This is a genomic window from Streptomyces sp. NPDC027962, assembly GCF_055566095.1.
Genome location: NZ_JBVHTA010000005.1, coordinates 57,304 through 77,791, shown reverse-complemented (window position 1 = coordinate 77,791; position 20,488 = coordinate 57,304). Strand labels below are relative to the sequence as shown.

Below are 20,488 nucleotides of genomic sequence, written 5' to 3'. Positions count from 1 at the left end.
GACAGGACAGGTGTCAGCGCCGACACCGACCGGAAGTCGGGGGGCACGGCCGGCCCGGGCAGGGGGCCTGCGGTGGCCGGGTGTCGTCAGACCTGCCGGCCGGAGAGGCGCTCGACCGAGCGCAGCAGCGCCGAGTGGTCCAGGCCGCCGTCGCCCTGGGTGCGCAGGGAGGCGACCAGCTGGGCGACGACCGCACCGACGGGCAGCGCGGCGCCGACGTTGCGGGCGGCGTCGGTGACGATGCCCATGTCCTTGTGGTGCAGGTCGATCCGGAAGCCGGGCTTGAAGTCCCGGTTCAGGAAGTTGTCCTTCTTGCGGGTCAGGACGGTCGAGCCGGCCAGACCGCCGCCCAGGACGTCGAGCGCGGCCTGCAGGTTCACGCCGGACTTCTCCAGGAATACCACCGCCTCCGCGCACGCCTGGATGTTGACGGCGACGATCAGCTGGTTGGCGGCCTTGACCGTCTGGCCGGAGCCGTGCGGGCCGCAGAGCACGATGGTCTTGCCGAGGGCCTCGAGGATCGGCTTCGCGGTGTCGAAGTCGGCCTGCTCGCCACCGACCATGATCGAGAGCACGGCCTCGATCGCGCCGGCCTCGCCGCCGGAGACGGGGGCGTCGAGCACGCGGATGCCCTTGTCCGCGGCGTTCTTCGCCAGGTCGACGGAGGTCTGCGGGGTGATCGAGGACATGTCGATCAGCAGCGCGCCCTGCTTGGCGTTCTCGAGGATGCCGTCGGGGCCGTAGGCGATGGCCTCGACCTGCGGGGAGGCGGGGACCATGGTGATGACCACGTCGGCGTCCTCGACGGCCTCCGCGATCGAGTCGGCAGCGGTGCCGCCGGAGGCGGAGAGGCGGTCCAGCTTGTCCTGCTCCAGGGTGAAGCCGGTGACGGAGTAGCCGGCCTTCAGCAGGTTCTCGGACATGGGGGAGCCCATGATTCCGAGTCCGATCCACGCGATCTTGGGGAGATTGCTCATGGTGAGGGTGCCTTCCTAAAAGCTCTGTTGCGTCAGCTCGTCAATGGGGTCGACCGGTCAGCGGGCCGCGCGGGCCTCGGCGGGGAGCCAGTCGAAGGAGTCCGCGCTCGGGCGGTCGCCGGCCTTGTACTCCAGGCCGACCCAGCCCTCGTAACCGGCCTTCTTCAGCTCGTCGAGGAGCTGCTCCAGCGCGAGCGAGCCGGTGCCCGGCGCGCCGCGGCCCGGGTTGTCGGCGATCTGGACGTGGCCGGTCTTGCCGGCGTAGGCCTCGATGACCTGGGAGACGTCCTCGCCGTTCATGGACAGGTGGTAGATGTCCAGCAGGAACTTGGCGTTGCCGAGGCCGGTCGCCGCGTTGACCTTGTCGATGACCTCGATCGCGGCCGGGGCGCTGACCAGCGGGTACAGCGGCGACTCCGGCTTGTTCAGGGTCTCGACCAGCAGGATCGCGCCGACACGGTCGGCCGCGCGGGCCGCGAGTGCCAGGTTCTCCAGGGCGAGGGTGTCCTGGATCTGCGGGGCGACGCCGTCCACGCGGTTGCCGTAGAGGGCGTTGAGCGCCTTGCAGCCCACCGAGGCGGCGAAGTCGGCCGCCACCTCGATGTTGTCGCGGAAGCGGTCGGACTCCGCGCCCGGCACGGAGAGCGCGCCGCGGTCGGGGCCGGGCAGCTGCCCGGCGTAGAAGTTCAGGCCCACCAGCCGGGTGCCGGCGTCGTCGAGCGCCTTCTTGAGGGCGTCGAGCTCCGCCTGCGGCGGGGTGGGGGTCTCGATCCACGGCCACCACAGCTCGACCGCGGTGAAGCCGGCCGCGGCGGCGGCCGCGGGGCGCTCCAGCAGCGGGAGTTCCGCGAAGAGGATCGAGAGGTTCACGTCGAAGCGGTGGTCGCTGTATCCCATGGGGTTTGCGCCCCTTCCGTATTGCGGAAGTCTCTTTCTGTCTGACGGAATAATCGCCGGGTGGGGAGAAGGCTGTCAAGAGCGGCCACAAAAAAGCGCCCCCCGAGCGGGCCGTCGGAAGGCGGGTCATGCCTTCTTCCGTCCCAGCTCGGGAGGCGTGCGGGGGGCCGGGGGCGTCCCCCCGCGTCTCAGGGGCGCTCCTCAGAGCGCGTCGACGGCACTCACCTTCCAGCCGCCGGACGTACGCGTCATCGTCAGCCGGACCCGGTTCAGATCGACCCGAGAACCGGTGACCTGCGTACTGGTGGTGACTTGGTTGACGAACAGCAGCACCACGGCCCGGTCAGGGGACACGGAGACCACCGAAACAGCGGGCGCGCCGCCGTCCGGGGGCGCGACCACGCTCGCCTTGACGACCCCGCGGTACTTCTTCGCGGTGGGCCCCACCACCTTGCTCGTGGTCCTGCCGTACTCCTCCGCGAACGCGCCGGTCAGATGGCCGCGAGCCGCGGCGAAGTCCTTGTCCAGCCTGCGGTGGTCGTACGACAGCACCACCGGCGCCGCCTTCCGCGCCGCCGCGACCGCCTGCGCCCGGGCCGCGTCGGTATGCCGCCCCTCGGCGTACTCCCACCCCAGCACGCCCGCGGCGGTCAGCCCGAGGACCAGCAGGACGGCGAGCAGGGCGCAGAGCCGCGCCCGGCGCCGGCGCCGGCGGCGCTCCGGAAGGAGCGCCGTCGCCTCCCCCGCCGCCACGACGGGCCCCACGTGCTGGTTCTCGTCCCGGCGGGCCTGCGAGGCGTCGTCGGGTGCCTCGAGCCGCCGGGGAGCCGGGCCGCGCGGCGCATCGAGCACGGCGGAAGCGCCCGGGCCCGGCCGGACGCGGTCCGACCGCTTGGCGGCCGCACGCGCGGCCGCCGACATGGCGCGACGGCCGGTAGAGGTGGAGCCACGGCCCCGGATGGTCGGGTTCGCCACGGTCTTGCTCCTCACTGCTGCGGGTACGGGTGTGCGCTCGGGTGTGCCGCCCGCCGGGTCAGCCGACGAACTCGACATCGGACGCCAGCCAGCGGCCCTTCTCGAGCACGAGGTCGATCTGCAGCCGGTAGGTACGGGACTGCCCCTCCGGCGCGGCCTTGTTCGTCACCTTGCTGTCGGCGACGACCAGCACCCGTGCCGAGCGCTCGTCGGCCCGCGCTATGCCCGCCTCGAGCACCTGCCCCTCGGAGACGGACCTGTTGGCGGCGACCAGCTTGGTCAACTCGCCGGTCTGCGCGGCGAACTGCTCCTTGAAGTCGCCGGTCGCGCCCTTCAGCACGTTCGCGCTGTCCCGTTCGTAGTGCCGGTAGTCCAGCGATGTGAAATTCAGCGCGGACTGGCGGGCGGCGGCCAGGATGTCCTGGTGCCGGCGGACCTCCGCCCGCTGCTCGTACACCTGGAGGCACAGCCAGCCGCTGAGCGCCGTCACGGCGACGGTCGCCACGGCCAGCGTCACCGCCAGTGCCCTGCCGCGCCCCGCAGCGCCGGCAAGCCTGCCGCCGAGCCGCCGCAGCAGAATTGCCGGTCGCGGGAGGACACCGCCCGCGCTCATGCCATCGGTCCCACGAGCAGCCATTGCCACGAGTCCTTTCCGAACGTGCTCTGTTCTCCGCCCGTCGAGCCGATCTCGAGGAGCGTGCCGCCCGGCCCGGCGAGGGTGCCGGTCTCCGGGTCGTACGGGGTGACGTGTGCCGCCTGCCGCGCGCCGCCGGACCCTGAGGGGCCGGGCGCGTTCTGGGCGCCGCGCACCGAGGTACCGCTGCCGCGCGGCTCGGTGCAGCGTGCCCGGGTGTTGGCGGGCCGCTCCGAGGTGTCCGCCGGGTCGCGCCGCTGGGTGCCGTATCCCCGGCGGCAGGACGGCGGGTCGTCGGCGTTCACAACCATGCCGAAGTGGGTGGTGCCGTCGCCGGGGATCACGGTGTAGCTGCCGGCGACGATCACCGGGAACGTCACCAGCGCCTGCTCCACCCCCGGCAGGCGGGCCACGGTGACCTGGCCGCCGCTGATCAGATTGGAGAGCAGCACCGGCAGATGCGTCTCGTTGGACTTCAGCAGCGAGTCCACCTCCTGCGCCGCCGGGGCGCTGTTGCCGACCAGCCGCCGCAGATCGCCGTCACGCGCCTTCAGCTCCGCGGTGAGCGCGGCCAGGTCGCGGGAGAACGACTTGATCGCCGACCCCTTGTCGCTCTGGGTCTTCAGCACCACCCGCGAGTCCTCGATGAGCGAGGTCGTCTCGGGAAGGTTCTCCGAGGCCGACTCGACCAGCAGGTTTCCGGAGTCCACCAGCTTGCTCAGATGCGGCCCGGTGCCGGCGAAGGCCTTGCCGAGTTCGTCGACCGTGACCCGCAGATCGTCCTTGCCGACCGAGTCGACCAGCCGGTCCAGGCTGAGGATGGGCGCCGTCGTGGGCAGCGGGACCCTGGTGTCGGCGCGCGGGATCTCGGTCCCCTCGTGCAGATACGGGCCGCCGGAGCGGCGCGGCTGGAGGTCGACGTACTGCTCGCCGACCGCGGAACGGTTCGCCACCACGGCCAGCGTGTCCGCCGGTATCCGGGTCCCGTCCTCGATGTCCAGCGCCACCGAGACACCGTCCGGGCCGGCGAGCCGCAGCTCACCGACCCGGCCCACCGGAACGCCCCGGTAGGTGACCTCGGCACCCTGGAAGATGCCTCCGGAGTCGGCGAAGTCGGCCCGCACCGTGTAGCCGCGGTCGAGCAGGGCGTCGACGAGGCCGGTGTAGCGGGCTCCGACGTACGAACACCCGACGGCGGTGACCGCGGCGAAGGCGATCAACTGGGCCCTGACCGTACGTGTGATCACGGCTGCATCCCCTTCAGCATCAGCTCGGCCAGTGCCAGATCGATCCCCGCGGCCAGTCGGCGTCCGTCGCCGGACGCGCTCTCGTAGGAGGCGTGGCTGCCGGTGCACACCGGCGGACACAGCGGTCCGTCGCCGCCGGGGGACGTGGGCGCGCCCGGCGTCGGTGCGCCGGGAACCTCGGGGGGCGCGGTCGGCAGAGGCGCTTCCGGCAGGCCGGGCACCCCGGGCAGGCCGGGCGTGCGGGGAAGCTCCGGCAGCTCGGGCTCGTCCGGGGCGCCCGGTTTCTTCGGTTCCTCGGCGAGATTGCCGTAGATGCTCGCGAGGTCCAGATCCGCGGTGATCTTGAGGTTGACGTAGTCGCCCTTGATGGCGCCGGTCGCGTTCCGGGGGAACGGATAGGTCGTCAGGATCTCCAGCGAGTTGGGCAGATCGCTGCCGGCCTTGTTCAGCTCCTGCAGGATCGGCTGCAGGCTCCTGAGATTGGCCACCGTGTCCGCGCGTGAGGTGTTGATCACCTTGGTGCCCGTCTTCCCGAGCTCCGAGAGCGAGGTGAGCATCGCCGTCAGATTGCGGCGCTGGTCGGCCAGTACCTTCAGCGCGCCGGGCATCGTGTCCACGGCCTGTGCGATCGTCTTCTTCTCAGCGGCCAGCCGCTTCGCCAGCCGGTCGATCCCCTTGAGCGCCCGGACGATCTCCTTGCGCTGCTTGTCGAGTCCGCCGATGAACGTGTCCAGCTCGCCGAGCAGGTCCTTGACCCGGTTCTCCCGGCCCTCCAGCGCCTTGTTCAGCTCCACGGTGATCGTCTTGAGCTGTGCCACACCGCCGCCGTTCAGCAGCGCGGAGAGCGCGGAGAGCACCTCCTCGATCTCGGGGTTGCGCCCGGTGCGCGACAGCGGGATGCGCGCACCGTCGGTGAGCCGCCCCTCGGCTTCGATGCCGGCCGGCGGGGACAGGGCCACGTACTTCTCACCGAGCATGCTGGTCTGCCGCAGATCGGCGACGGCGTTGCCGGGCAGCTTCACATCGTCCGCGATACGCAGCCGCACCCGGGCGTGCCAGCCGACCAGCTCCACCTTCTCGACCGCGCCCACGGTGACGTTGTTGACCTTCACCGCCGACTGCGGGACCAGGTCGAGGACGTCCCTGAAGTAGGCCGTCACGTGGTAGGCGTTGCCGTCGGCCGCCGCGCCGCCGGGCAGGTTCACGTCGTACAGGCCGTTGAAGTCGCAGCCGGTGAGCAGCACGGAGCCCATGGCCGTCACCAGGGCCACGGCCCTGCGCCTGCGGGGTGCACTCATGCGCGTGCCTCCAGGATTCCGCCGAGCGTCCGGTCGACCTGGCCGGTGCCCGACACGGGGCCGGACTTCGGCACCTTGGGCAGCGAGTCGAACAGCTTGTCCAGCTCCGCGCAGTCGGGGTTCTTGCCCCCTGCGTCGCCGGTGGTCTTCAGCAGCGAGCACAGCAGCGCCGCCGGGTCCTGCGGATGGTCGGGGTTGTTGCGGGTGTCGAGGGTGCCGGACGAGGGGTTGTAGGCGTTCTGGAGGTTCGACAGGCCGGCGGGCGCGACCTCCAGCAGCTCCGCCAGCGCCGCCCGCTGGGTGACCAGCACCTTGGTGACCTTGCTGAGTCCCTTCACGTCCTCGGTCAGCGCCTTCTTGTTGTTCTTCACGAACTTCGACACGTCGCCGAGCGCCACCCCCAGGTGCTTGAGCGCCGCCGCGAGGTCCTTGCGCTCCCCGGCGAGCTGGTCGGCGACCGCGGCGAGACTGTCGTTGAACGACCGCACGCTCTTGTCGTCGGCGGCGAGCGCCGCGGTGAACACCTGCAGGTTGCGTACGGTGCCGAACAGGTCCTGCCTGCCGTCGGACAGCGTGGTGACCGCGAGGGACAGGTCCTCCACCGTCTGGTGCATCTGTTCGCCCTGGCCGTCGAGATTGTCGGCGCTCACCCCCAGCAGCCGCGAGAGCGAGCCGTCCTTGTTGGCACCCTTGGGACCGAGCGCCTCGGCCGTCGTGTGCAGGCTGTCGAAAACCCGGTCCAGCTCCACCGGCACCGCCGTGCGGCTCTCCGGGATCACCGCGCCGTCGCGCATCACGGGCCCGCCCTGGTACACCGGCAGCATCTGCACGTAACGGTCGCTGACGACCGAGGAGTTGATGATGGCGGCCCGGGCGTCGGCCGGGATCCTGCGCCCGGGTTCGTACTCGAGCTCCACCCGCACCCTGCCGCCCTCGGGGACGATCTCGGTGACCTCACCGACGCGTACGCCGAGCACCCGCACGTCGGAGCCCGGGTAGATGCCCACCGTGCGCGGGAAGTACGCGGTGACGCGCATCGGTTCCTCGCGCGGCCACAGCACGACCGCGGCGCAGACCAGCAGCGCCGTGGCGACGGCGGCGGCCGTCAGCCGGGCCGTACGGCCCTTCGGGTTGAAGCGGATGCGGCCCTTCATCGCGACCCTCCTGTCCGGGGGACCACCGGAGCGGCGACCATGTTCTGGATGTAGCTGTCGAACCAGCGGCCGTTGCCGAGGGTGTTGGTGAAGACCCGCACATAGGGCGCGAGCAGCGCGACGCTGCGGTCGAGGCTCGCCTGGTTGCGCTCCAGCATCCGCACCACCTGGTTCAGCCCTTCGAGCGCCGGGCCGATCTCCTTCTCGTTGTCCTTGACGAGGCCGGACAGCTGGATGCCGAGCGCCGCCGAGCTCTTGAGCAGCGCATGGATGGCCGCCCGGCGCCGGGATATCTCCTTGAAGAGTGCGTCGCCGTCCTTCACCAGGGTGGTGAACTCACCGGAGCGTTCCGCGAGCACCTTGGTGACCGAATTGCTGTGCTTCAGCAGCTCGCGCAGGTCCTCGTCACGCGAGGCCACCGTCTTCGAGATCTTCGACAGTCCCTTGATCGAGGCGCGCACCTCCTCCGGTGAGTCCTCGAAGGTCGTCGAGATGGTGTCCAGGGCCTTCGCCAACTGCTCCGTGTCGACCTTTTCGCTGGTGGTCGTCAGATCACTGAAGGCCTGGACGACGTCGTACGCCGGTGTCGTGCGCTCCAGCGGGATCTCGCTGCCGGGCCGCAACTGTCCGGACCCCTTCGGCTGCAGGGCCAGGTACTTCGCGCCCAGGATCGTCTTGATCCGGATGGCCGCGCCGGTCCTCGTGCCGAACTCAGGCTTGCCCTTGATCTTGAAGGTGACCTTCACATGGTCGCCGGCGAGACCGACCTCGTCGACCTTGCCGACCTTCACCCCCGCGATCCGCACCTCGTCACCGGGCTTGAGCCCGCCGGCCTCGGAGAAGGCCGCGCTGTACGTCTCCCCGTTGCCGATCACCGGCAGGCTGTCGGCGTTGAACGCGGCGGTCGTCAGCAGGCCGAGCGCGGTGACGCCGACCGCGCCGATCACCACCGGGTTCCGGTCACGGAACGGTGTCGTACGGGGGAAGAGCCGTATCCTCATCCGCCGCACCTCGCCCGTGCCACGTGCAGCTCCGGAGTGATCACCTCTCGGGTCTTCGGCAGCACGATCCGGCCGTCGAAGTCACAGAGGTAGAAGTTGAACCAGGAACCGTACGAGGCGGTCCCCGTCAGCTTGTTGAGCTTGTTCGGCAGCCGCTTCAGCACGCCCTCCACGGTCTTCTCGTTGTCGTTCAGCGTCTTGGTGAGGTCCCTCAGCTCGGCGATGTCGCCCTTCAGCGGCGGCCGGGCGTCCTCGAGCAGACCGGAGGTCGCCTCGGTCAGCGAGCCGATGTTCTCCAGCGAGGACCCGATCGGCTTGCGGTCGGCGGACAGTCCGGAGATCAGCCGCTGCAGCTGCTTGAGCAGCCCGGAGAACCGGGCGCCGCGCTTGTCGAGGGTCTGCAGCGTGGTGTTGAGGTTGTCGATCACAGAGCCGATCAGCTCGTCCCGGTCGGCGAGGGTCGTGGTCAGGGACGCGGTGTGCGCCAGCAGGCTGTTGACCGTTCCGCCCTCGCCCTGAAGCGTCTTGATGATGTTGGTGGCGAGCTGGTTGACGTCTTTCGGGCTGAGCGCGGCGAACAGCGGCTTGAAGCCGCCCAGCAGCGCGTTCAGGTCGAGCGCCGGCTGGGTCCGGGCCAGCGGGATCGTCGCACCCGGCTTCAGCCGGGTCCCGTCGCCCGCGCCCTCGGTGAGCGCCACATAGCGCTGCCCCACCAGGCTCCGGTAGCGGATGACCGCCCCGGTGCTGGTCAGCAGTGGCCGGTCGCGGGTGACGGAGAACGTCACCTCGGCCAGCGTCCGGTCCTTGATCCTTATGGCCTCGACCTCGCCGACGCGCACTCCCGCGACGCGGATGTCGTCGCCCTCCTCCAGGCTGGTGACATCGCTGAACACCGCGCGATAGGTGTGTTCCGGGGCGAAGGAGATGTTGACGATCGTCGCCGCGAGCAGTGTCGTCGCCAGGATCGTCACCACGGCGAACAGCAGGAACTTGACCAGCGGGCCGGTGACCCGGGTGGCTCGTGACGCCTTCATGCCACACTCACCGCCGTCCCGCGCGCCATGGGCCCGAAGAGAAGCGTCGCCACCGCGGGCACCCGGTCGGCCGGCACCCCGAGCACCGGCGCGACCAGCGAGCCGACGGCCCGCTGCTCGGCCGCCGTCGCGGAGACCGAGCCGCCTGAGGGCGGGCCGCCGGCAGCGACGTCCTTCGTACCGTCGTCGAGCTTGGTGTGTCCCGCCGGCACGGAAGGATCGGGGATGCTTCTGCAGTCGGGGCCGGAGCGCTCGGCATAGCGCGGTTCCTCACCAGGTCGGTACGCGGGTCGCGGATGGACGAATTCGAGGGTGATGCGCATCTCGCCGCCCCGGAACGCCTTCTCCGACTCCCTGCCCTGGCGCTCCAGGCCTTCCAGCAGACACGGGTACTCGGGCGCGTAGCGGGCGAAGAGGTCGAGGGTCGGGCGGGAGACGCGGCCCAGGGTGATCAGCCGCTCCCCGTTGTCGTCGAAGAACTTCTCCGCCGTGCCGGCGACCCTCGCCGTCCCGGTGAGGGCGGCGGCCAGCTGCTCCCGCTTCTCCACCACGGTGCGGCTGGTGGTGATCGAGTTGCGCAGGATCCGCATCAGGTCCGGTGCCGCGTCCCCGTACACCTCCGCGACGTCCGCGAACCGCGAGATGTCCTCCTGGAGCGACGGCAGGTGCGGGTTCAGCCTGCTCAGATAGCGCTCCAGCCGTACGAGGTTGTCGCCGATACGGTCGCCGCGCCCCTCCAGAGCGGTGGAGAACGCGTGCAGCGTCGCGTTGAGATCCGCGGGCCGCACGGTGCGCAGCAGCGGCAGCAGGTCGTTCATCAGATGCTGCACCTCGATGCCTGCCCGGGTGCGGTCCTGTGTGATCACGTCCCCGGCCCGGATGTGCCGGCCCGAGGAGCCGCCGGGCACCACCAGGTCGACGAACTTCTCGCCGAAGAGCGTCTTCGGCAGCAGCCGGGCGTGCACATCGGCCGGGATGCGCGGCACGTGCTCGGGCTTCAGCGCGATGTCCAGCGTCGCCTTCTCCCCGTCGGCCCGCACCTCGCGCACCTCCCCGACGAGCAGCCCGCGCAGCTTGACGTCGGCCCTCGGATCGAGCTGGTTGCCCAGCGTGTCCGCCTCCAGCGTGATGCGCACGACCGAGGTGAACACCTGCTGGTACGTGGCCACCGACAGCGACAGCAGCAGCGCGATGACGGCGAGGAACACCACCCCGTACAGCCGCAGCCGGCCGGCCTGCGCCGCGGCGCTTCCTTGCATGCTCATCGGCGTCTACCCCGCAATCCGTACGGTCGTGTTGGCGCCCCAGATCGCCAGACTGAGGAAGAAGTCGAGAATGTTGATCGCCACGATCGAGGTGCGCACCGCACGGCCCACGGCGACGCCGACACCGGCGGGGCCGCCGCTCGCGTAGTAGCCGTAGTAGCAGTGCACCAGGATGATCACGACGGCGAAGACGATCACCTTGCCGAAGGACCACAGCACGTCCACCGGCGGCAGATACTGCTGGAAGTAGTGGTCGTAGGTGCCGGCCGACTGCCCGTAGTAGCCCGTGGTGATCGTGCGGGCCGCGAAGTACGAGGACAGCAGCCCCACCACGTACAGCGGGATCACGGCGACGAAACCGGCGATCATCCGCGTCGTCACCAGGAACGGCAGCGACGGGACGCCCATCACCTCGAGCGCGTCGGTCTCCTCGCTGATCCGCATCGCGCCCAGCTGCGCGGTGAACCCGGCCCCGACCGTCGCGGAGAGCGCCAGGCCCGCCACCAGCGGGGCGATCTCACGGGTGTTGAAGTACGCGGACAGGAACGCCACGAAGTTCGACGTGCCGAGCTGGTTGAGCGCCGCGTACCCCTGGAGGCCGACCTCGGTGCCGGTGAAGAACGACAGGAACGCGATCACGCCGACGGTGCCACCGACGACGGCCAGCGCGCCCCGGCCGAAGCTCACCTCCGCGAGCAGTCGCAGGATCTCCTTCTTGTAGCGGCGCAGGGTGCGGCCGGTCCAGGCCAGCGAACGGCCGTAGAAGGACAGCTGCCTGCCCAACTCCTCGAGCTGCGGCGGCAGCAGACGGTTCATCAGCGGCATCGCTCAGCCCCTCTGCGGAACGATTTGGAAGTACACGGCGGTCATCACGAAGTTCGTCACGAACAGCAACATGAAGGTGATGACCACCGACTGGTTCACCGCGTCACCGACGCCCTTCGGGCCGCCCTTCGCGGTCAGCCCCTTGTACGAGGCGACGATCGCGGCGATCGCCCCGAACACGAGTGCCTTGAGCTCCGCCGCCCACAGGTCGGAGAGCTGGGCGAGTGTGGTGAACGAGGCGAGATAGGCGCCCGGAGTGCCGTTCTGCAGCACCACGTTGAAGAAGTAGCCGCCGGCCACCCCGACCACCGACACCAGGCCGTTGAGCAGCACCGCCACCAGCATCGTGGCCAGCACCCTCGGCACGACCAGCCGGTGGATCGGGTCGATGCCCAGTACCTGCATCGCGTCGATCTCCTCGCGGATCTTGCGCGCCCCGAGATCCGCACAGATCGCGGTGCCGCCGGCACCCGCGATCAGCAGCGCCGTCACGATCGGCGACGCCTCGCGCAGCACCGCGAGGACGGAGGCCGCCCCCGAGAACGACTGGGCGCCGAGCTGCCGCGTCAGACTGCCGATCTGCAACGCGATCACCGCGCCGAACGGGATCGACACCAGCGCCGTCGGCAGGATCGTCACACTCGCGACGAACCACGCCTGCTGGATGAACTCCCGGACCTGGAAGGGCCGTTTGGGGATCGTGCGCAGGACGTCGAGCCCCATGGCGAACAGGCTGCCCGACTGTCGCAGCGCCCCGGTCGGTGACAGGCTCATGCGCCGCCCACCCTTCCGCGTACCCGCCGCAGCCTCTCGCGGTCGGCGATCGCCTCCCAGCGGGGCGGCCGTTCGATGCCCTTGGTCGGCAGCAGCCGCGGCGTCAGCTCCGTCACGGAGGGAGCCGTTTCCTTGCCCGCCCCGAGCTGCTCCAGCTCCTGCTCGATCTGCGCGGCGTCCTTCTCCTCCGCCATCCCGATCGGCCCCTGCATCCGTCCATTGAGGAATTGCCGCACCACAGGCTCCTCGCTGGTCAGCAGCTGCTCACGCGGCCCGAACATCACCAGCTCGCGGCGGAACAGCAGCCCGATGTTGTCCGGGACCTGCCGGGCGGAGGCGATGTCGTGGGTGACGATCAGGAACGTGGCGTCGATCTGCGCGTTGAGGTCGACGATCAGCTGGTTCAGGTACGCCACGCGTACGGGGTCGAGACCCGAGTCCGGCTCGTCGAAGAGGATGATCTCCGGGTCGAGTACGAGCGCACGGGCGAGACCGGCACGTTTTCGCATACCACCCGAAATCTCGCCGGGCAGCTTGTCCTCCGCGCCGATCAGACCGACCATGTCCATCTTCTCGAGGACGATGCGGCGGATCTCGCTCTCCGGCTTGCGGGTGTGCTCGCGGAGGGGGAAGGCAATGTTGTCGTAGAGATTCATCGACCCGAACAGCGCGCCGTCCTGGAACAGCACGCCGAAGAGCTTCCGGACCTCGTAGAGCTCGTGCTCGCGCAGTGTCGTGATGTCCTGCCCGGCGATCCGGATCGACCCGTGCTCGGGCCGCAGCAGCCCCACGAGGGTCTTCAGGAACACGGACTTGCCGGTCCCGGAGGGCCCCAGCATGACGGAGACCTCCCCGGCGGGCAGCGTCAGGGAGACGTCCTGCCAGATGACCTGGCGCCCGAAGGACTTGGTGAGTCCTTCCACGCAGATCTCGACACCCATCCGGTACACCCTTCAGCCGTGGAGCGGTCCGACAACTGCTCTACGGGGAGGGGAGGGGCGTCCGTCGCGACAGGCGATTAGTTTTTTCGCGTGGCCTTGAAGTGGCCTTGAAGTGGCCTTGAAGTGGCCTTGAAGGGGCGCCGTCGCGGCGCTCCGACCTGGGGTGCGCCGCCGGGTGCGGCTACGGCGCCGGCACGGGCGGCACGGTCGGGGACTGCCGGAGAGCGGGCAGCGACGTGTCCGGCGAGGGCAGCGGCTCCGGGGCGGAAAGACGCGGGGAGGGCAGCGACGCCGGGGGCAGCGAGGCCGGGGGGAGGGGCGGCAGCGAGGGCACGACGTCCCCCGGGACGACGGGCAGCCGGGACACGGGAGGTGTGGACAGGGGCAGCGCGGGCAGCGGCACGCCGGGCAGTTCCGGCAGCGGCAGGCCTCGCTCTCCAGCCGGGCGGGCAGCGCCCGGCGCGTCCTGGGCCGGGGCGGGCGACGGGGCGGCATTTCCCGGCGCACCCGTACGGCCGGGTCCGGGTGCTTCGGACCGGGCCGCCTCCGTCACCCCCGGCGGCGCGGGGCGCGGCCCGGGGGCGTCGCCGTCATGGACGTACGGCAGGACCAGGCCCGCGACCGCGAGCGTCACCGCCGTCGAGGCGAGCGCCACAACCTGGGCGTTGCCCCCGCTGTCGGGCCTGCCCCGGCCGCACAGCCACAGCACCAGCCCGAGCGTCGCCGCCAGCGAGTTGCGCAGGGTGCGGCGGGCGCGTGCCAGCAGGGACTCGACGGTGCGGTAGCTCAGGCCCATCTTCGTGGCGACCTGCCCGACGTCCAGGTCCTCCGCCTTCAGCCAGAGGGCCTCGGCCTGCCGGGCGGGCAGTTCCGAGCTGCGTACGGCGAGCCAGTTCGCCTCCGCCCGGTCGCAGACCGCCTCCTCGACGGGGACCGGACCCGGGGGGTGCAGCCTCGGGCTGCTGCGTACCTGGGTTTCCCGGTGGACCTGGCGGTGGCGGTCCACGCACAGCCGCATGGTCACCGTCGTCAGCCAGGCGCCCAGCCGTTCGTCGTCGAGGTCCGGGTGCTCCGCGGCTCGCAGCATCGCCTCGTGCACGGCGTCCTCGGCGTCCTCGGCACTCACCGACCGGCGGCGGGCCACCTTGAGCAGGTCCTCGCGGTGGCTCCAGGCGCGCTGCCAGCGTTCCCTGGTCGCCCGGCCCGGCCCGTCGGGCTGGGCAGGCTGCATGTCCGTAGCCATGAGAGCCCCTTCGCTCACTCCGCCGGTCGCGTCCCTGCCCGGCGGGTGGCGACATTACCGCCCGGTATCCGGGATTGTGGAGGGGCCTGCGTCCATCGAGTCCGTTCCGTTGCTGGTCAGTCCGCCGGAGCCGCCTGGCAGGTCGACGCCGGGCGGCTGCACGTCCGGAAGCGGCAGCAACGGCTCCGCCGGTTCATGGCTGCCGGCCGGCCCGGTGCTGCCGGGGCGCGGGGAGGGCGAGGAGGAGGGCCGGGCGGTCGGCCGGGTCGCGGCCGGTGCTGCCGTGGGCGACGGGGCCGCTGCGGGGCGCGGCCCGGCGGTGCGCCGCGGCTCCGGAGCGGCCGGGACGGACGGGCCGGGCCCGGCGGACGGGCCGCGGTCGTCCGGCACCACCCGGTGGCCGCCGAGGTAGTACGCGTACCAGGCCAGCACCGTCCGCAGGTATGCCACGGAGTGGTTGTAGCCGAGGATCGCGCGCTCCAGGCCTGCCCTCTCCGACAGGTCCCGCCCTCCCGCACACAGGTACCGCCCGGCCGCGAGCGCCGCGTCGAAGATGTTCCCCGGGTCGGCACGGCCGTCGCCGTTGCCGTCGGCGCCCCAGCGCGCCCAGGTGGAGGGGATGAACTGCATGGGCCCCACGGCACGGTCGTACGCCGTGTCCCCGTCGTACTCCCCGCCGTCGCTGTCCCTGATGAGCGCGAAGCCGTTGCCGTCCAGCCGCGGGCCGAGGATCGGCGAGAGCGACGTGCCGTCGGCGAGGACACGTCCGCCGCGCGCCTGCCCGGACTCGACCTGGCCGATCGCGGCGAGCAGTTGCAGCCGAAGGCCGCAGCCCGGAGCGCTGCGCGCGAGCGCGGCCTCGGCGGCCCGGTACGCGGCGAACACCGTCGCGGGGAGCGCTCCTGCCGCCGGTGCGGCGAAGACCCCCGGCGCCCGGACGTCCGCCGGCCCCGGCGTCCGCAGCGGCGGCAGCTCCGTGCGGTATTCGCTGTCGCCGGAGACGGTTCCTCCCATCGGCAGCGGCTGCCGCTGCCCGGCCGGGACGGAGGTCCCGGGTCCTTGCGAGGCGGTGAGCGCCGCGACCGCCATGGCGGCGGCCGCCGTCGCCTTGACACCTCTGCCGATGCGTCCTGTCATGATGCAGACCCCTCCCTGTGCCACCGGTCCGGACGGAACCGGGACCGGCGTGGCTCTCGTCGTCTGCTCTACGCGGGACCGCCGCCGGTCCGTCGCGCCGCGACGTGTGTTCCCGGCTCGCGCCGGTGAAGCCGGTGAACGGGGAGAGGGTCAAGGCCTACGGGACAGGCCATAACGTGGAGGCATGGTGCGACTGAGAGTGGAGTTCACGACGGAGCCGTTCGACCTGGACGAGCCGCCGCCGCACGCCCTGGCCGTGCGTGAGGTCGTCCAGGGGGCGGATCTCGACACGGTCGACGTCGGGCCGTTCGGCAATACCGCGGAGGGCGGTGCCGACCAGGTCCTGGGCGCTGTCGACGCGCTGCTGCGCAAGGCGCTGGAGAACGGGGCCACGCGGGTCTCCCTCCAGGTCAACGTGGTGGAGGGAGAGGGATGACCGCCCCCGACCACGCGCTCGCGGAAGCCGTGAAGCCCCTGGTGGACGCGATGGGCGGTGTCCTCATCGGTCTCGCCGAGGCGGCAGAGGACGACGTCGTACTCAGCTGGGAGGGCGAGGAGGTCCTCGCCGTGCGTCTGCCCCAGCTCGCGGACTCCCTCGACCACATCCTCGCGGCGCTCGAGCGGCAGCACGGACGGCCGCTCGCCGAACTGGACCGTAAGACCAAGCAGGCGATCGTCCGGACGCTGGAGTCGCGTGGTGCCTTCTCCGTGCGGCACGGCGTGGAGACGGTGGCGGGCGCCCTCGGCGTCAGCCGCTTCACCGTCTACAACTACCTGAACCGGGACAAGAGTCCGTCGGGCGGCTGACGGCCGCACCGTCCGGCGCCGCACGGCACAGCGCCGGCCTCGGCACCTGTCGAGGCCGGCGCAGCTCGACATCGTTGTCGGTGGTACGGGCAACCGGAGGCGATGTTCCAGTCGAATGAGGACATGTCCGATACTCGGCTGTAAGGGATCGAGTCTCCGTGTGCTGCCGCAATGGTGTCGGACGCCCCGATCCGTGCCGCGAAAGCCGCGCAGGGCTCCGAGACGGGGCCGCCGGAGCGCGGACCGGGTGGCACCATTTGTGACCCCAAGTTTTCAACAAAGTGTTGACGGCGCGTTGCCGGAGGGCGTTAGCTGTCCGCAGCCCGTCCGACGTACCACGATGAACAAGCCACGGAGGCTCCCGTGACTTCACTTCCGAACCCGGGCCTCGCCCGGTTCAACGCCTCCGAGGACGGTGCGGCCCTGGCCGCACTGCACGAGGTGTGTGCCAGCTCGGCGTGGGGGAGCAAGCTGCTCGCCCAGCGACCGTACGCCACCACCGAGGCCCTCTTCGAGGCCAGTGACGCCGCCACGGCCGAACTGACCGCCGGGGACCTGGCCGAGGCGATGGCGGGTCACCCGCCGATCGGCAGGCCGAAGCCCGGGGACCCGACCTCCTCCCGCGAACAGAGCGGAATGGCCGGCGCCTCCGAGGCCCTCAAGGCCGAAATGCTCGAGCTGAACCTTGCCTACCAGGACAAGTTCGGCCATGTCTTCCTGATCTGCGCCACCGGGCGTACCGGCGAGCAGATGCGGGACGCCGTACGCGAGCGGATCGACAACTCGCCCGAACAGGAGCGGGAGATCGTCCGCGCCGAACTGGGCAAGATCAACCGCATCCGTCTGACCCGTCTCGCAGAGCTCGCAGAGGAACACAGCGCATGAGCACGGAAACCACGGCCTCGGTGTCCACGCACATTCTGGACACCAGCGTCGGACGCCCCGCCGAGGGCGTCGCCATCTCACTGTCCGCCCGTGGCGGCGCCAAGGACCAGTGGGAGGCGCTCGGCGGTTCGAAGACCGACGCGGACGGGCGTTGCAAGGACCTGCCGGCCCTGCCGGAAGGCACGACACACGTACGTCTCGACTTCGAGACCGAGACGTACTTCGAGAACAAGCAAGCCGATGCGCAGCAGGACGCCCCCGCGAATCGGGACAGCGGTGCATCCGGTGTGTTCTTTCCGGAAGTGGCGATCACCTTCGCCGTCGTACCGGGCGAGCACTACCACGTACCGCTGCTGCTCAACCCGTTCGGCTACTCCGTTTACCGAGGGAGCTAGCAGACATGCCCACGATTCTCGGCCAGAACCAGTACGGCAAAGCAGAGAACCGAGTCGTCAGGATCACGCGGGACGGCGACACCCATCACATCAAGGACCTGAACGTCTCCGTCGCCCTCTCCGGCGACATGGAGGACGTCCACTACTCCGGCTCCAACGCCAACGTCCTGCCGACCGACACCACCAAGAACACGGTGTACGCGTTCGCCAAGGAGTACGGCATCGAGTCCGCCGAGCAGTTCGGCATCCACCTCGCCCGCCACTTCGTGACGAGCCAGGAGCCGATCCACCGGGCGCGCATCCGCATCGAGGAGTACTCCTGGGAGCGCATCGCGACCTCGGACAACAACTCCAAGTTCATCGGTTCCGACGAGGTCAACCACTCCTTCGTCCGCAAGGGCCAGGAGCTGCGCACCGCCCAGATCACCTTCGACGGTGAGAAGTGGGAGGTCGTGTCCGGCCTCAAGGACCTCACCGTCATGAACTCCACCAACTCGGAGTTCTGGGGCTACGTCAAGGACAAGTACACGACGCTCCAGGAGGCGTACGACCGCATCCTGTGCACCGACGTCTCCGCTGCCTGGCGCTACAACTGGGCCAGCGACGAAGACCGGATGCCCAACTGGGAGAAGTCGTACGCGCAGGCCAGGAAGCACATCCTGCAGGCCTTCGCCGAGACGTACTCGCTCTCGCTCCAGCAGACCCTGTACCAGATGGGTTCGCGGGTCATCAACAGCCGCAGCGAGATCGACGAGATCCGCTTCTCCCTGCCGAACAACCACCACTTCCTGGTCGACCTCGAGCCGTTCGGCCTCAAGAACGACAACGAGGTCTACTTCGCGGCGGACCGTCCGTACGGCCTCATCGAGGCCACCGTCCTCCGGGACGGCGTCGAGCCGCAGATCCCGGTCGACATGACCAACCTCTGATGCGGGACCGGCCCGCCCCCGTCCGCCCGCAGCCGGGCGGGGGCAGGCCGGACCGGAGGGAAGAACCATGGCACAGCCTGCAACGGATTCGGCGGAAGTTCCCCAAGGCCCCTGCTCCGCACCGCTTGTCGTCCACCCGGTGGACGAGAAGCTTCCCCTCACGCGGCTGTGCACCGACGGCGTCGCCACCCTCCACGGACCCGTCTCCGGCGGCTTCCCGACCTCCGCGTTCGCCCAGAACGCGGGCGTGGTGTCCCTCCCCCGGGTCCGCAGCCGCTACGTCGCCGCCGCGGGCGGCACGCTGCTGAGCCTCGGCGTGTTCCCGGTGCCCGGCTCCGGCATCAGCGCCGGAGCACTCGCAGCGGTATCGCTGATCCTGTTCCTCCACCATCTCGGCACCCGCAGCCGCACGGCTGTGGCACTCAAATCCACCTAGGGTCCTGCCGTGCCCGTACCGCCACATCCCGAGTCAGGAGAAGGAAGCACCATGGCAACTTCGGCAGCCCCCGACGGCGCGACCCCGCGCATCGTCATCGAGAACTGTGCGATCGCCACCGTCGACGTCAACGACACCGAATACGCCTCCGGCCACATCGTCGTCGCGGGCAACAGGATCGAGTCCGTCGGTGCCGGCCAGGCCCCCCAGGGGCTGACGAACGTGGTGCGCCGCGTCGACGGCACCGGGCACCTCGTCACCCCCGGTCTCGTCAACACGCACCACCACTTCTACCAGTGGATCACCCGCGGCCTCGCCACCGACCACAACCTCTTCAACTGGCTGGTGGCGCTCTACCCGACCTGGGCGCGCATCGACGAGCCGATGGTCCGCGCCGCCGCCCAGGGCTCGCTCGCGATGATGGCCCGCGGCGGTGTCACCACCGCCATGGACCACCACTACGTCTACCCGCAGGGCTCGGGCGACCTGTCCGGCGCGGTCATCGGCGCCGCCCGCGAGATGGGCGTACGGTTCACCCTCGCCCGCGGCTCCATGGACCGCAGCGAGAAGGACGGCGGCCTGCCGCCGGACTTCGCGGTGGAGACCCTGGAGGGCGCCCTCGCCGCCACCGAGGAGACCGTCAAGCAGCACCATGACGCCTCCTTCGACGCCATGACGCAGGTCGCCGTCGCACCGTGCTCCCCGTTCTCCGTCTCCACCGAACTGCTCAAGCAGGGCGCAGAGCTGGCGCGCCGTCTCGGGGTGCGCCTGCACACCCACGGCTCGGAGACCGTCGAGGAGGAGCAGTTCTGCAAGGAGCTCTTCGGCCTGGGCCCGACCGACTACTTCGAGTCGACCGGCTGGCTCGGCGAGGACGTGTGGATGGCGCACTGCGTCCACATGAACGACTCCGACATCGAGGCGTTCGCCCGCACGCGCACGGGCGTCGCGCACTGCCCCTCCTCCAACGCGCGGCTGGCCGCCGGCATCGCCCGCGTCCCCGACATGCTCAAGGCCGGCGTGCCGGTGGGCCTCGGCGTCGACGGCACCGCGTCCAACGAGTCCGGCGAGCTGCACACCGAACTGCGCAACGCCCTGCTGATCAACCGGCTCGGCGCCCATCGCGAGGCGGCGCTCAATGCGCGCCAGGCGCTGCGGCTCGGCACGTACGGCGGCGCGCAGGTCCTCGGCCGCGCCGACCAGATCGGATCTCTCGAGCCGGGCAAGCTCGCCGACCTGGTGCTGTGGAAGCTGGACACACTCGCGCACTCCTCCATCGCCGACCCGGTCGTCGCGCTCGTCTTCGGCGCGGCCGCGCCGGTGACCCTCTCTCTCGTCGACGGCAGGCCCGTCGTCGAGACGAACCACCTCACCACGGTGGACGAGGACGCCATCGCCCGCTCCACGCGGGACGAGGCACAGCGCCTCGCGCGAATCGCCGCGCAGGGCTGACCCAAGGAAGTCCGGCCGGGGGGGACGGCCCCCGGCCGGCGGCCGTGGACCCGAGCGGGGTCCACGGCAACTGTCACCGGGGGGTGCGTACGACAAAGAGTGCGCACCCCCCGGTGGTGGTGACTCGCGCCCCCGGCGCGGGGCACCGACCGCACCACCGGTTCGGGCGACCCGGTACGTGC

The 20,488-nt window shown here is 70.6% G+C and carries 21 protein-coding genes and 1 pseudogene; 7 read left to right on the top strand and 15 right to left on the bottom strand.

Going from position 1 to position 20,488, the window contains the following annotated elements; translation table 11 throughout:
* Positions 1-86 precede the first annotated feature (86 nt).
* The 15 genes from ACZ4SA_RS06490 to ACZ4SA_RS06420 form a co-directional block, all read right to left on the bottom strand.
* Positions 87-977 carry a 2-hydroxy-3-oxopropionate reductase gene (locus ACZ4SA_RS06490; protein WP_468270475.1) on the bottom strand — a complete coding sequence of 297 codons (891 nt, stop codon included), beginning with the start codon at positions 975-977 and terminating at the stop codon, positions 87-89.
* A 57-nt stretch (positions 978-1,034) separates the two neighbouring features.
* Positions 1,035-1,874: a TIM barrel protein gene (locus tag ACZ4SA_RS06485; protein ID WP_468270474.1), complete on the bottom strand. Its 840-nt coding sequence runs from the start codon at positions 1,872-1,874 to the stop codon at positions 1,035-1,037.
* Positions 1,875-2,075: 201 nt separating this feature from the next.
* Positions 2,076-2,849: a hypothetical protein gene (locus tag ACZ4SA_RS06480; RefSeq protein ID WP_468270472.1), complete on the bottom strand. Its 774-nt coding sequence runs from the start codon at positions 2,847-2,849 to the stop codon at positions 2,076-2,078.
* Positions 2,850-2,907: 58 nt separating this feature from the next.
* The gene (locus ACZ4SA_RS06475; protein ID WP_468270470.1) at positions 2,908-3,486 is read right to left on the bottom strand and encodes a hypothetical protein; all 579 of its coding nucleotides are present in this window, start codon (positions 3,484-3,486) and stop codon (positions 2,908-2,910) included.
* A complete protein-coding gene (locus tag ACZ4SA_RS06470; protein ID WP_468270468.1) occupies positions 3,459-4,730 on the bottom strand; it encodes an MCE family protein in 1,272 nt (423 codons plus the stop codon). Before ACZ4SA_RS06470 ends, ACZ4SA_RS06475 begins: the two co-directional genes overlap by 28 nt.
* Entirely contained in the window at positions 4,727-6,028 is a 1,302-nt protein-coding gene (locus tag ACZ4SA_RS06465; protein WP_468270466.1) for an MCE family protein, read from the bottom strand. Before ACZ4SA_RS06465 ends, ACZ4SA_RS06470 begins: the two co-directional genes overlap by 4 nt.
* Positions 6,025-7,182, bottom strand: a complete 1,158-nt coding sequence (locus ACZ4SA_RS06460) for an MCE family protein (RefSeq protein WP_468270464.1) — start codon at positions 7,180-7,182, stop codon at positions 6,025-6,027. The genes ACZ4SA_RS06465 and ACZ4SA_RS06460 overlap by 4 nt, the downstream gene beginning before the upstream one ends.
* Positions 7,179-8,183, bottom strand: coding sequence for an MCE family protein (locus ACZ4SA_RS06455; protein ID WP_468270462.1), 1,005 nt, complete (start codon positions 8,181-8,183; stop codon positions 7,179-7,181). The genes ACZ4SA_RS06460 and ACZ4SA_RS06455 overlap by 4 nt, the downstream gene beginning before the upstream one ends.
* A complete protein-coding gene (locus ACZ4SA_RS06450; protein WP_468270460.1) occupies positions 8,180-9,217 on the bottom strand; it encodes an MCE family protein in 1,038 nt (345 codons plus the stop codon). Before ACZ4SA_RS06450 ends, ACZ4SA_RS06455 begins: the two co-directional genes overlap by 4 nt.
* On the bottom strand, positions 9,214-10,482 hold the full coding sequence (locus ACZ4SA_RS06445; protein ID WP_468270458.1) for an MCE family protein: 1,269 nt from the start codon (positions 10,480-10,482) through the stop codon (positions 9,214-9,216). The genes ACZ4SA_RS06450 and ACZ4SA_RS06445 overlap by 4 nt, the downstream gene beginning before the upstream one ends.
* Positions 10,483-10,488: 6 nt before the next feature.
* Positions 10,489-11,307 carry an MlaE family ABC transporter permease gene (locus ACZ4SA_RS06440; RefSeq protein WP_264248352.1) on the bottom strand — a complete coding sequence of 273 codons (819 nt, stop codon included), beginning with the start codon at positions 11,305-11,307 and terminating at the stop codon, positions 10,489-10,491.
* A gap of 3 nt (positions 11,308-11,310) precedes the next feature.
* Positions 11,311-12,081 carry an MlaE family ABC transporter permease gene (locus ACZ4SA_RS06435; RefSeq protein WP_468270456.1) on the bottom strand — a complete coding sequence of 257 codons (771 nt, stop codon included), beginning with the start codon at positions 12,079-12,081 and terminating at the stop codon, positions 11,311-11,313.
* The gene (locus ACZ4SA_RS06430; RefSeq protein ID WP_468270454.1) at positions 12,078-13,022 is read right to left on the bottom strand and encodes an ABC transporter ATP-binding protein; all 945 of its coding nucleotides are present in this window, start codon (positions 13,020-13,022) and stop codon (positions 12,078-12,080) included. Before ACZ4SA_RS06430 ends, ACZ4SA_RS06435 begins: the two co-directional genes overlap by 4 nt.
* A gap of 181 nt (positions 13,023-13,203) precedes the next feature.
* Positions 13,204-14,265: an RNA polymerase sigma factor gene (locus ACZ4SA_RS06425; RefSeq protein WP_468270453.1), complete on the bottom strand. Its 1,062-nt coding sequence runs from the start codon at positions 14,263-14,265 to the stop codon at positions 13,204-13,206.
* 54 nt (positions 14,266-14,319) lie between these two features.
* The gene (locus tag ACZ4SA_RS06420) at positions 14,320-15,402 is read right to left on the bottom strand and encodes a lytic transglycosylase domain-containing protein (protein WP_468270451.1); all 1,083 of its coding nucleotides are present in this window, start codon (positions 15,400-15,402) and stop codon (positions 14,320-14,322) included.
* Between the two features lie 187 nt (positions 15,403-15,589).
* Between ACZ4SA_RS06420 and ACZ4SA_RS06415 the strand changes: the two genes are divergently transcribed.
* The 7 genes and pseudogenes from ACZ4SA_RS06415 to ACZ4SA_RS06385 all read left to right on the top strand — a co-directional run bounded on the left by ACZ4SA_RS06415 (position 15,590) and on the right by ACZ4SA_RS06385 (position 20,306).
* A complete protein-coding gene (locus ACZ4SA_RS06415; protein ID WP_468270805.1) occupies positions 15,590-15,838 on the top strand; it encodes a hypothetical protein in 249 nt (82 codons plus the stop codon).
* On the top strand, positions 15,835-16,209 hold the full coding sequence (locus ACZ4SA_RS06410; RefSeq protein ID WP_468270449.1) for a helix-turn-helix domain-containing protein: 375 nt from the start codon (positions 15,835-15,837) through the stop codon (positions 16,207-16,209). The genes ACZ4SA_RS06415 and ACZ4SA_RS06410 overlap by 4 nt, the downstream gene beginning before the upstream one ends.
* A 363-nt stretch (positions 16,210-16,572) precedes the next feature.
* Positions 16,573-17,094, top strand: coding sequence for a 2-oxo-4-hydroxy-4-carboxy-5-ureidoimidazoline decarboxylase (gene uraD / locus ACZ4SA_RS06405; RefSeq protein WP_468270448.1), 522 nt, complete (start codon positions 16,573-16,575; stop codon positions 17,092-17,094).
* Positions 17,091-17,489: a hydroxyisourate hydrolase gene (gene uraH, locus ACZ4SA_RS06400; protein WP_468270446.1), complete on the top strand. Its 399-nt coding sequence runs from the start codon at positions 17,091-17,093 to the stop codon at positions 17,487-17,489. Before uraD ends, uraH begins: the two co-directional genes overlap by 4 nt.
* Positions 17,490-17,494: 5 nt before the next feature.
* On the top strand, positions 17,495-18,418 hold the full coding sequence (gene pucL / locus ACZ4SA_RS06395) for a factor-independent urate hydroxylase (RefSeq protein WP_468270444.1): 924 nt from the start codon (positions 17,495-17,497) through the stop codon (positions 18,416-18,418).
* Positions 18,419-18,575: 157 nt separating this feature from the next.
* Positions 18,576-18,854 (top strand): annotated as a pseudogene (locus tag ACZ4SA_RS06390) (solute carrier family 23 protein); the annotation flags it as partial.
* A 51-nt stretch (positions 18,855-18,905) separates the two neighbouring features.
* The gene (locus ACZ4SA_RS06385; protein WP_468270442.1) at positions 18,906-20,306 is read left to right on the top strand and encodes an 8-oxoguanine deaminase; all 1,401 of its coding nucleotides are present in this window, start codon (positions 18,906-18,908) and stop codon (positions 20,304-20,306) included.
* The last annotated feature ends 182 nt before the right edge of the window (positions 20,307-20,488 follow it).